We start from the raw sequence: 11767 nt of genomic DNA, 5'->3' as shown, positions 1-11767 counted from the left end.
AATCCGTGCTCACGATCGTCTGAAATCTCTGCTCACGATCCCCTGAAATCCGTGCTCACGATCCCGCGAAACATGCATGCGTCCGGGAGAACGACCTTCGTCAGCCAGGTGCTCTATCTAGATAGGCTGCGCATTCTCGACTGTATCGGAGATGAATATGACGGGCATTGGCCGACCTGGCAAATCGCACGTTGGGACTGCAGGAGCCGACAGCGCGGGGGGATCAAGCAATGCGCCCTCGGATTCCAGTCTCGCCCCTGGGGAAGGCAGCCAATCTTTCGACTCCGTCCTGGAGCGGATGCGCTCCGGGCCTCAAGGTGCAACGGCGCCACTCGCCAGCCACCCGCCAACATCGCGTCTGGCAGTCCCCGTTTCCTCGAGGGGCGACGAGATCAAAGCAACAAAGCGGAAAATGGACAGCCTGCTTGAGGAATTTGAGGCTTGTCGTAATGCGGCCAAGCAAGTCCAGGACTCGTCACAGGCGCAAGAGCTGATCGATCAAGTCGTCAAGGCAGGCTCAACAGTTCTGGAGTACTACGCGAGTCTGCCCCCAGATTTGGCACGTAGCATTGTGCCCGACGATCAGGCTCGCCGAATCCGCGACGTGGCACTCGAGGCGGCGGACGAATGCAACATGCTGGCCACCCGGACCATCTACGCCTTGGAGAAGAGCAGGAAGGGTGCGGCATCCGTGCTCGACGCGCTCCGCAAATCCAACGCTTCGCCCGACCAGCTCAGCCGAGCGGTTTCCACTGTGGCGAAACAGTACTTGGCCTGCATAGAGTGGTGGGGAAAGAAGGCATTGCGCTCGGAACGGATGCAGTCCGTCTGCGCGGCCACCGCCAACCTACCAAGTACAACGCCCCGGATGCGGCAGGGCGAAGAGGCGGCACTGCGGCTGCACGCCGGCTGGGCACTCAATACGAAGTGCATGCATCTGCAATCGCGGATCGCTCTCGCGCAGTTCATGATTGAGCAGCAGGCGAGCGAGTTCGAACCAGCCGTGAGAAAAATCCTCATTGGTGAGAACGGGCGGGCGCGTCTGCTCGGAACCTTCATCGAGGATGTTTTTCCGGCATTCGTCTCGACGTCCGACGCTGTTCTATACAGCAAAGGACAGGCACTCGACGCAGAGCACTGCGCCGTTCTGGAAGGAGTCATGGAGCGGCTTTCGGAATTTGCGTCGGCGTCGCAGGACGACATCGTTGCCAAGCTAAGCGACGTTGGAACAGGTGCCCACCTCCCAGTGGAACTGTTGGACCAGATCGTGGAAGGCGCGTGGCTCACTGCGAACGAGGTCATGCGGTTTCTGGCAGTGCAGCCGAAGATGCCGGCCAACATCGCACCGCCGGCCGAGGCTGGAGCTTCGACACCGGCGAGCACTACCGGCAGGGCTGTTGCGGCCGAAGGCACTGCAGCGCGCAGGAAGGGGAAAGGCAAGCGCACGCCCGCCGCTTGCGCCGGGAGTTCGGCGGCTGGGCGGCCGGAGCCGCAGGTCGCGACCGCCGGCATTGGCACGGCGCCAGCAGCCAAGGTTCTCGTGCTCTCCGATCTGGGTACGAAGAAACTCGCGAGCGCGGAGGAGGCACATGCGAGGGCGTCATCGTCGGCGACCGGACACTTGGCGATGTGGCAGGCTCCCCCGTCGAAGGAGGCACTGACGCGAGTACTCAAGCGGTTGGACGAACTTTTGCAATTCGATCTGCCCGGTCAGCAAAGGGCCATCTCGCAAGCGCGCCAGATGAAACCCGAGGACGCCGACCACATCGTGGACACCGTCGTCGAGCGCCTGCAGAAGCAGGCCGCCGAGATGCAGGCCTGTGTAGCCGCGTTGGAGGAGCCTCGTCGACGCGGCCTACTCACGCCTGCGCAAGTGAGCGAAGTGCACAACAAATTAAACCGGCTCAAGGTGATGTTGTCCGAGGCACAGGGGCTGGCAAAGACTTTGCAGGACCGAAAGGCCAAAATCAGGATCGATTGCATGAAGACCTACGCCTTTCCGTCGCAGAAGTACCTTGAAGAGCTGCGGGCGGCTGAGGAGTTGGCGCCTGCGGATCTACCGCGCGCGTTGAAGGGCGAGCCAGGGACGCTGTTCGAGATCAAGCTGCAGGGTAAGGCACGGCGCAATGGTGCGATGCCCAGTCCGATGTGGGTGCACATTCATACGAAACGGCCGGTACATGCCTGGCAGTTGGCGACGCTGGATGACGCCGACTTCGCCGCTTGCCACGTGAAGTCGAATGAACAGCGCGGCTACAATCGGCACTGGCAGAACGCCCGAGCTGCGACGGGTCACGAGAACGTCGTGATCCATCGCGGCAAGCTAACGCCTGCATTCTGTAAGTCCTTGTTGAGCACCGCAGTTAGCGGCCACCCACCCTATTGGCTTGCCGAGGCGGAGCACCGGTCGACGCAGGTTGCTCGACACGGGATGTAGTTGGGGTATGGCACGACAATCACGGAGGGCGTATTGCCTTATGAGTCGGTGACATCGCGCTTTGGCCGGAGAACAAGCCATTCTTGTCGTGTGGCAGGCTCGTACCATCTCAGCCCAGGACAAGATGGCAGGATTGCACGCCAAAACACGCTAGCATGTTAGGCTGCAACTTGGGAGGCGGCCGACATCAGCTCTTCGGGGCTCGGCCGCCCGAAGATGCGATGGCCGCCTTCGGGAACTTCGGTAAAGCTCCAGCGCACAATCCCCTCCCGGTCGATCAGGGAATTCCCCAAAGAAGAATTTCGTAAGAATAACTCTGCCGCTTGCTGGGCAGGACTTTTGCTTGGCTCTGGCTAAGCGAAGCCAAATGATGCAGCGTGGTCTCGACTGGACGCACCGCCTCCGCAAGATCGCCGATGACACCTGGCACGTCTCCGCGGATACCCCGACCAAGGCGGCCTTACTCCGCCAGCTTTGTTTCGATGTACGCGTTCGGCGAAGGAGCGGCGATCCCCCATTACCGCATTGGCGTGGGCCAGAATGTGTCGCTGAACAAACCGAAGGCCGCTCTTGCGGGCCCTCGGCAGGGTGACATCCCAGTATTCGTTAATGGCCCTCTCAGCCAACGGGATGCGGTTCAGATCGCCTTAGCGATCAACCTGCGCAGGATTCCTAAGCAAGTTTCCAAGTGGGGCATCGGTCGAAGACTTATTGATTTTCGAGTCTCTCGGCGTGTTCTGCGAGCTTTTGCCATTCATCGGCGAGGCGTTGCCACGACTCCTTGTCGAGCGGGCGGCTCGCTCGCTCCGCCTGCGCACGGCAATCCTCGGCCTTGGCGCGGTAATAGGCTGAGTTATTTCGAGGCATATTCCGCTCCAGGTCATGTGCCCCGGCGCGACCGTTGGGCGCGCCGGGGCAGTGCTCCCTCTCGGCCGACCGTGGGGTCAGGGGGCTGAAGCTCGATCAGCAAAGAGGTCGCACATGAGCAAAGGCATCTCAGTGAACTGCTGGAGCCTGAGAATGTCGCCTTCGTCAGGCTCACTCCTGCAGGCGTCTTCGGTTGAAGCGAGCACCGGTAGCTGTGCGAGCCTCGGCCATTCATCGGAACGCCGCAGTAGTCGCTGTTTGTCGATCGGACCAGCCGTCTTTGCACTGCTGCCGACATTGCTCGGCTCGCGCGGATGATTTCTGCATGATCAGCCATAGCATCTCGTAGCTCTCAATGGCCCGAAGGGCCACTCGGCCTATCAGCAACGTAGCGCGGCTAATTCACTTTGGCTTTGATTTAGATCACCTTCCCGCGATGGTCGCAGCCCGCTGCAAGGGTCGGTTGCTGCCCTTCACACCCGTAGCAGTTACAGCAGGATTCCAGCACCGCCCGCACGGCAAGCCGCGGTAAGACAGCGGTGTCCGATTGGCCCCGGCGGCCAGAGCCAGTATCTTTTCGGCTAGGCATGCCTTCAACGATGACGTCCGCTTTGCTTCGGGCACCATCCGGACAGCATCGTCCAGCACACCTCGCAGCACGACACACGCTTTAACTTGCGGCTCATGGCGCTACTCCAGCAAGACAAAATCTGTCCATGCCGGCTCCAGCCTGCCCAGCCGGTGGTCCGGAGGCAGGCCCCGCGGAACTTGGCCTCCGATGGGCCTCTTTCGCCGAGTGAGCGGGGCCGTCGGTTTTTGGGGACAGGTCACATCGGCGAGTACAAAAAATGTGAGTCGGTCATGTGACAGGCGCTTGCGGACGCCAGTTGACGCCCCTGATGTCGGAAGCTCCAGGCCGCGCTGTCGTCGGCTGGCGTTCGCCACACACGAACAGCCCCTTCGCGGGATCCCCCGCGCAAGGTGTCAGTGCCGTCGGCGGGTGCTGCCTGAAAGTTGGTGGTTAGGCTGGCGGGCTACCCACCTAGCCCGATTGTCGAACAGGCGTCCGCAAACACCGTAATTTAAGGGGTTACCGGGGATGTCGCGGCCGGAGCCTTGGGCGGTCTTCCATTCCGCTTCAGGCCCCGTGTTGTTTTCGCGGCAACCTCCTGCGCGCTCACGCGCTCGCCGGCCAAAATCCTCGCCTCGAACTCACGACGTGCCGCTTCTTGCAGCGCGCTACGCGACAGCGCGACCAGCACCGCCTAACGTTCGACCTTGGCCGCAAGGTCTTTGCGGTCCGCATAGCGGCGGGCAACGCGCATCAATTGCGACACCTTCGTCGGCTCGGTCAGGTCGAAGGTGTGGCGCCACGATGTGCCCGAATTCGGCATTGCGCGGCGTGTTATCGCGGAATCTCGTCGACCAAGGGAAAGAACGTCGCGAGGGAGAATTCACGATTCCGACCGCCGCCTGTCGCTGGCGACGAACGCTCGGACGCCGTGGGAGCTCGTCATTTCGCGCCACGCGGCGTCCTCGAAGTGACCGTTGGCCTCGATCTCGGCCCGCTCCAGCTCATCCCGAAGGCGTCTGTTGGCGACACGACTAGCCTTCACCGCAGCCGTGTACCCGATGGTCGCGAGGCGGATTTCCGACGGGCTCAGCGAGGAGCCCAGATGCGCCACCCTCGGTCGCTGTCGACGCGCTCGCAAACGCCTTGTTTTGCGGTGTTTGCGGAGGCGCTGACGACATTCGGGCTGGGGGTGTGCCCAACAGCGGTTTTTGGTCCGTAGAAGCGGCCAAGGACGCCGTGACGCTTCAGTGCACGGAACTCGATCTTGCAGGCCGGTCGAGAGCAAACGAGCTGGTGGCCGGCGTTGCGCGCCATCGAGCCTTCGCAGACCAGACACCTCGCAGCGTAGAACATCCTCCAGCAACCACGACAGCAGAACGACGAGTGCGGGTTCTCGGTCGGATGGGGAAGCTTGGTGCGGCAGCGGCGGCAGTATGTCCGGGCCTCCGTCATGCCGCGGCCCCGACAAGGTTTTGGTTTGCAAAGAGGGTGTAAGCCTTTGATGCGGATGGCCGGACAATCGCCCCGGCCCTTTAATTGCGAGGTGTTGCCAAGCTTCCATTCTTTGTCTCCAGTGGCACGATGGTAGCGATCACTTCGTCGGAGCTGGTCGGGGTTGCGGAGACGGGGTGATCGCGGGTGACGAGAGAATCGCCAACCGGAACTGGCTGAGGCCGGTCTCTTTAACGGGTCAACTTGATCGCGTTGATGTCGCAGCTGGGGTCATGGTCCTTTCCGAGGTCGCGGGCGGTGCGGTCTCGGGCATCATCAGCATGGCACAGAGCCCGGCCGCGCTGGCGACAAGCATGTACCAGGCGGGCGCCAGCGCGTTCCCGGTAACGTGGATCAGCCAGGTGACGACGACTTGCGCTGTGCCTCCGAAGATCGCGATCGCAAAAGCGTAAATCGTCGCGAAGGCGCCATCGCGAATGTTCTTGGGCAAACCTTCGGCCATACTCACATAGAAGGCGCTATTCGGAATCGCTCCGATCAGGGTGAGCGCGCCGAGGCCTCCGAGAAGTGCGCGGGCACTGCGGCTCTCTGTGATCCACAAAAGCACCGGATAAATCATCAGGAACGCAGCGATTGCGGCCAGATCATGATGTGCCGGCGTCCGGCCAGATCCGCGAGCCAACCGCCCAGCAGGGCGGCAGCATTTCCTACCGTGTTGCTGATGAGCGTGGTGGCAAAGGCGAGAGGCGCAGAAACTTGCAGGGTGTTCAGCGCATAGGTGGATATTGCGGGACGTAGGTAATAATCGTGCAGCTCGCCAAAATGACGAATCCCAAGCTCATGATGCGGCGAGCGGCAGGCGATCTTACAGTCTGGACGAGGAGAGCCGGGGCTTCGGGGCGGTGCAACGTTTCCGACAGGGCGCTCCGCAACCAAAGTCCGAACGGCAGCGTACCGGCGCCGAGCAAAAGCGCGATCCGCCATCGGTACGCATTGAGTGCCTCGGTTGTCATGGTGAGGGAGAGTATTTCTCCAACCAACGCTCCGGCGGTCGCAGCTATCTGTTGGCTGGCAGGTTGAAACGAGACAGCAAGACCGCGGGCTTCGGCCGGGGCCGCTTCTATCAAATAGGCGGTAGTCGGACCGACTTCACCTCCGAGAGCGAAGCCCTGCACCAAACGTGCGAAAATGGTTAGTAAGGGAGCAGCAATTCCTATTGTCTCGTAGGAGGGCGTAACAGCCAACACCAGGATCGCGGCGCTCATCGTGGCAAAGCTGGCGCTCATCGCGGGCCGGCGCCCGATCCGAGTACGAGCCGAGCACGATGGCCCCGATCGGTCTGGTTACAAAACCTGCGCCAAACGTCACGAGCGACAGCATGAGGCTGCGAACGGGTCGCTCGTCGGGAAGAACGCCTCACCGATCTGGATCGCGAAAACGCTATAGGTCCCGAAGTCGTAGAATTCGAGAATATTGCCGATCGTGGCGCCCAACTCGGCGCGGCTGGTCAAACGGTCGTCTGCTGCAACGAGGACCGGCTCCAGCCTCTTCCGAGTTAAATTGCCTGGTCATCCTCGATCCGCCTTAAGCGCGATCGCTGGCCGAGCATTTTCGACCAGCCAGGTCGCGCACGTCGCATTCCACTTGCCTCACGCACCCTCTATCTTGACGTGGCCGGCCCGCGCGCCAGTGCTCACATGTGGCCTGAAGCATGTCATGACGAAGCTCATGATAATGAGTGCATAAACATGCCTGCCTTTTGCGGGCACATTCAAGCCCTGAACTGATTGCGGCAATCGCCAGCAAAGATGAGTAACGAACGCGCTGCAATTTTTCGGCGCGCGCGTCCATTGCGCTCCTTTGCATTGGCGAGTTTGCGACAACATTGGAGGGCGCCGAACGTGGTAGTGCCTGCTTTCACACCCAACGGCCACCGCGCGTGCATGCTGCCTTCAGCTCGGCTGCGTGCGCGGACGCGTCAGGCGATTGGCCCGGCTTTTGCTCCGTTGCTTGGCAGTTGCGTGCAGCCGCCGCTGTGTCGGGATTGTCTCCTGCACAATACAGAATCGCCGCGCGATCAGAGAAAATAAGGAGCTCGCATTGCTCATGGACCATGAAAATGACCGACATCATCCCGGCGCCGCAGACATCAGGCGGTGATATCCGGGCGCGGCGCGCCTCGGCTCAGCGGGGCGTAAATGCCAAGCGTGATGCGCCAGAGTTTGAGGTTAAGGAAGTTGAATCAAAGGCATCAGCGACGGCGATGACGCGCCTTTCGTGAGCGGATTTGAATTTCATCAAGGACCCGGAGCAAACAGCGTTCCTTTCATCTTGAAGCGCTGCCGTTTGGGTTATGGCCGCGAAGTCGCGCGGCCAATGTGTAACCAATCACGGGCCGCTCCGCTCGCGCGTTGACGTGCCCACGCGCTCGAAGTTGGACGGCAAAGCACGCTTGCAATCGATGCCTCGAATAGAATGTGTAGTATGAAGACGAAGACAATTACGACCATCGTGCTTGCGGTTAATGCGTTGCTGGGTTCGCCCAGTAGGGCCGTTGAAAGTTACGATGTCACGGATTCGAACGGCGTGCCCTTCATACGGGCACGGATATTCGGCACCGGCGACGGCCCTTTTTGTTGCCGAGCAGGCGACGCGCGGCCTTCATTGCGGAATTTGCCGCAATGGGAAATAGATCATTCGCTTGCGGCGATCCAGCATTGGGCTGAAATCATCAACGTCACGCCGGGTCAGTCGCCGGCCATCGTCAACATCGGCGGGATTAACGGTTACACCGCATGGGCCTCTGTCCCGACGGCGGCACCAAGGTGCAGGCGGCACTCACGCGTCAAGATCCGGGCGAACTGCACTACGGCGCGCATGGCATGGTTGAGATCGGCGAGATGGGGTTCTCATCCGATGCCTACATCCCGTCGCAATTACCGACGACGCCGAAGATCGGTCTTGTACCCGTTATGATTCATGAGTTGGCCCATCAGTTGGGAATTGCCAGTACAAAGATTCGCCATTTTCTCCTGAGGCGACATCACCGTATTTCCCTGAATCGATAAATGCCTGGACCGACCATTTGCACGATGACAATGGCAAACAAGCGAAGCCTGGATAGGCAATCTATTGTACCGGCTGCGCGAACCCGCAAGCTGACGACGTTTTCGACCTGAGCCGCGATCAGGGCTATTTCGCAGGCCGGCATGTGAGTAAAGTACTGGCCCGTGCCATGCCAGGTATCCCGGTGCGAGTGATGACTGAGGATGGTCGGCACGAAAGCCTGATGAGCCACCAGCAATACCGGAATTATACCTCCCTCATGGAGGCGGAGCTCGCCGCGTTGCAGGACATGGGCCACAGCATCGATCGGCGCAATTCCTTCGGTTACTCGATCTACGGCAACGGTCAGAATCTGGTAAACGACAATCCCTTCTTCGCTCGTAATGCTAACCGTACCGCCTATCTGCCTAATACATACAACACGGCCAGGCTCGGATTGGGACTGCACGTCTATGGCAGCGGCAACACTGTGGTCCAGCGCGCCGACCTGCTTTCGCAAGGAGCAGGGGGCGCCGGCATCCGCGTCGATGGCGAAAACAATCAGATCATAATCCCGTCCGGGACCCGCGTCTATGCGGACGGCGCCTTGGAGCGGACGTGCCCCCCACGGGGGCGCCAAAAACTCACCCCATTCGGCGAAGCCGCGATTAGAGGTGAGGATCATGGCGCCGCGCTCGTAGCGAGCATTGACGAGCTGGAAGAACAAATTGCCGCCGCCGGGGATGACGGGCAGGTATCCGATTTCGTCGACAATCAGCAACGAGGTCCGGCACAGCAAGCGAATCCGCTCGCGCAATTGCCCCTCCCGCTCGGCCTTGGTCAGAGCGCCGATGATGTCGGCAAGACTTGCAAAATAGACGCTGCGGCCGGCCTTCACGGCCTCCACGCCCAGCGCCGTGGCGAGATGGCTCTTGCCCGTTCCGGGTGGGCCGAGGAAGTGGATCACCTCATGGCGGTCGGCAAAGTCGAGCTGGGCGAGCGCGAGAATGCGATTGCGGTCGAGCGACGGCTGGAACGAGAAGTCGAATCCTGCGAGCGTCTTGATGGTCGAGAGCTTGGCCATCCGCAGCGCCATCTTCACGCAGCGGTTCTCACGCAGCGTCAGTTCCTCGGCGAACAAGGTGTCGATGACCTCCAGCGCACTGGCTTCGCCGCGCTCGAGCTGACGCACGGTTTGGTCCAGGACCTCCAACGCTCTCGGCATCTTCAAGCCGACCAGGGTTTTGCGGATTCGGTCGAGCACGGACGGTACGATCTCGATGGCCGCGTTCATGGCTGGTCTCCCTGGCAGGCCAGCCGCCGGCCGACGGCCTGGTAGAAGTCGAGGGGGGGCGTGGCGACCACATCAGCGGTGCGCAGGATCAAGATCGGTGTGTCGCGATGGGGATCGGTGATCCGCGGCACTTTCCGATGCCCTGCGGCGACCCGGCGCTGATGTCGGCCCTCCAGCACAGGGTGCACGGCGACCAGGGCACCGTCTTCGAATATCCGAACTTCATCGGCAAGCGTATGCACTTCGACGACCCGCTTCCGGGTCGCGTCGGGAACGCTGTAAAGATTGCCGCCGACGCTCACCATGCCTTCATGCGAGACCCGCCGTTCCAGCTTGAGGACCGAGCGGAAGGGTGCCAGCGGCAGCATTTTGAGATGCACCTTCTCCTCGGCGAAGGCGTCGTTGACGACACGCTGGGTCGTGGCGTGTAGACGCGGATTGGCCACCGTATCCAGCCAATGGCGCAATTGCGCGTTCAGGTCATCGAGATTGCGGAACGAGCGGGCGAGGAAGAAGTCCTCGCGGATATAGCGATAGGGTCGCTCGACCTTTCCCTTTGTTTTAGCCCGATACGGACGGCAGGCCTTGGGTTGGAAGCCATAGTGTCGCGCGAAGTCGACCAGCGCCCGGTTGTAGACGATGCTGCCGCCGGCGTCGCCGATGACGGCAGTCTTCATGCGGTCGTAAAGGATCTCATGGGGGATGCCACCGATCGCCTCGAATGCCGCCATATGGCAGCGCAGAACCGTCTGCATGTCCTGGTGCAGGACAAAACGCGCCCAAATCAGCCGGCTGAAGCCGAGCACAAAGGAGAACAGCCAAACGATGCGGGTGACCGCCGGCTCATCGGTGAACTGCACCTGGAATTGAGCGAAGTCGACCTGCGCCTGGTCGCCCGGTGGCCTCTCGAAGCGAACTTCAAACGTTGGCAATGGGACCGGACGAATCTCGCGCAGCAGGTCGGTAACGGCGGTGTAGCCGCCCTCATAACCGCGTTCGCGAAGCTCCCGCAAAAGCCGGCGGCCGGTCAGGCCGGGATAAGCCATCACCCGTTCGCGCAAATACGGAACGAATGGATCGATGCGGCGCTGGCGCGGCTTACGTGGACCATAGACCGGCGGCTCTAAGCCACGAGCGATGCATTTACGAACGGTCTTTCGATCGATCCCGAGTTCGCGGGCGATCGCTGAAACCGTCAGTCCCTGCCGATGAAGATCAAGAATCATGATGACTTCCCCAAGCTTGATCACCGCACCCGCTCCCTCGTTCTGGGCAGAGCAGGATTGGGTGATCGATTCGTCGCCCATCCTCAGGGCGCGCCCTGAGGATGGGCGACACGATCAACTGGGGATTTTTTAAACGGCACTTCTGGGGAGAATTACTCAGGCATCAACAGCCGGTGAAGCGAAGCGCTCGGACCGACATGACAGACCGCGCTCCCGCCCACAGATAGAATTCCTGCCGGATCAGCTGGAACGGCCGTTCATTCCAGCCGGCCTCGAAAAGGCCAGGAAGCCGCGCGGACACATGCGGCGCTTATCACTGACGTAGATCGTCGACGCCGAGAGCTGCAGTCAGCTAAGGCGGCGCGACCGAGATCAAGGTGAAGGAGCGCAAGGATCGCGTTGATGACGCAATGCACGCGACCCGTGCGGGGGTGGAAGAAGGCATCGTTCCGGGCGGCGGCGTCGCCCTGCTCCGTGCCACCGAGCAGCTCAAGGGCCTGCGCACCAAGAACGACGACCAGAAGACCGGCGTCGAGATCGTGCGCAAGGCGCTGTCCTGGCCGGCCCGTCAGATCGCGATCAACGCGGGCGAAGACGGCTCGGTCGTGGTCGGCAAAGTCCTGGAGAAGGATCAGTACTCTTACGACACGATGCGCAGACCGGCGAGTACAGCAACCTTGTCTCCAAGGGCATCATCGACCCGACCAAGGTCATGCGCACCGCAGTCCAGAACGCGTCGTCGGTGGCGGCTCTCCTGATCACCACCGAGGCGATGGTCGCCGAGTTGCCGAAGAATGTAGCGCGTCGATCTGGATGGGAAGGCGCGGCAATCTGGATGACGAGTCAGTGTCGCAGCGAGGTGATGATTGCCG

Annotated in this window: 5 protein-coding genes and 4 pseudogenes; 4 read left to right on the top strand and 5 right to left on the bottom strand. The window is 61.2% G+C overall.

The window, feature by feature from the left end:
- Positions 1-157 precede the first annotated feature (157 nt).
- On the top strand, positions 158-2437 hold the full coding sequence (locus AAFX91_RS32760; RefSeq protein ID WP_394569335.1) for a hypothetical protein: 2280 nt from the start codon (positions 158-160) through the stop codon (positions 2435-2437).
- A gap of 158 nt (positions 2438-2595) precedes the next feature.
- Here the strand turns inward: AAFX91_RS32760 and AAFX91_RS32755 are convergent.
- The 3 genes and pseudogenes from AAFX91_RS32755 to AAFX91_RS32745 form a co-directional block, all read right to left on the bottom strand.
- Positions 2596-2727 (bottom strand): annotated as a pseudogene (locus AAFX91_RS32755) (AhpC/TSA family protein); the annotation flags it as partial.
- A 1842-nt stretch (positions 2728-4569) separates the two neighbouring features.
- Positions 4570-4698 (bottom strand): hypothetical protein, encoded by a 129-nt coding sequence (locus AAFX91_RS32750; protein WP_283807049.1) that lies wholly within the window; start codon positions 4696-4698, stop codon positions 4570-4572.
- 870 nt (positions 4699-5568) lie between these two features.
- Positions 5569-6874, bottom strand: a pseudogene (locus AAFX91_RS32745) (MFS transporter).
- Between the two features lie 575 nt (positions 6875-7449).
- On the opposite strand from AAFX91_RS32745, the gene AAFX91_RS32740 reads away from it, so the two are divergent.
- Entirely contained in the window at positions 7450-7611 is a 162-nt protein-coding gene (locus AAFX91_RS32740) for a hypothetical protein (RefSeq protein WP_165421398.1), read from the top strand.
- Positions 7612-8125: 514 nt separating this feature from the next.
- Entirely contained in the window at positions 8126-8398 is a 273-nt protein-coding gene (locus AAFX91_RS32735) for a hypothetical protein (protein WP_130231077.1), read from the top strand.
- A 605-nt stretch (positions 8399-9003) separates the two neighbouring features.
- Here the strand turns inward: AAFX91_RS32735 and istB are convergent.
- Positions 9004-9669 (bottom strand): annotated as a pseudogene (istB, locus tag AAFX91_RS32730) (IS21-like element helper ATPase IstB); the annotation flags it as partial.
- Entirely contained in the window at positions 9666-10919 is a 1254-nt protein-coding gene (gene istA, locus AAFX91_RS32725) for an IS21 family transposase (protein ID WP_394569336.1), read from the bottom strand. The gene istA and the pseudogene istB, both read right to left, overlap by 4 nt.
- Before the next feature lie 332 nt (positions 10920-11251).
- Between istA and AAFX91_RS32720 the strand changes: the two are divergent.
- Positions 11252-11767 (top strand): annotated as a pseudogene (locus AAFX91_RS32720) (TCP-1/cpn60 chaperonin family protein); the annotation flags it as partial.

The organism is Bradyrhizobium sp. 31Argb (assembly GCF_043638955.1).
Taxonomy (GTDB): domain Bacteria; phylum Pseudomonadota; class Alphaproteobacteria; order Rhizobiales; family Xanthobacteraceae; genus Bradyrhizobium.
This window is presented reverse-complemented; position numbering and strand designations above follow the sequence as displayed.

What these genes read in the sequence shown, in the direction of transcription:
- AAFX91_RS32760 (WP_394569335.1), top strand. Translation starts at nt 158, where the DNA reads ATGACGGGCATTGGCCGACCTGGCAAATCGCACGTTGGGACTGCAGGA.
- AAFX91_RS32750 (WP_283807049.1), bottom strand. Translation starts at nt 4,698, where the DNA reads ATGCCGAATTCGGGCACATCGTGGCGCCACACCTTCGACCTGACCGAG.
- AAFX91_RS32740 (WP_165421398.1), top strand. Translation starts at nt 7,450, where the DNA reads ATGACCGACATCATCCCGGCGCCGCAGACATCAGGCGGTGATATCCGG.
- AAFX91_RS32735 (WP_130231077.1), top strand. Translation starts at nt 8,126, where the DNA reads ATGGGCCTCTGTCCCGACGGCGGCACCAAGGTGCAGGCGGCACTCACG.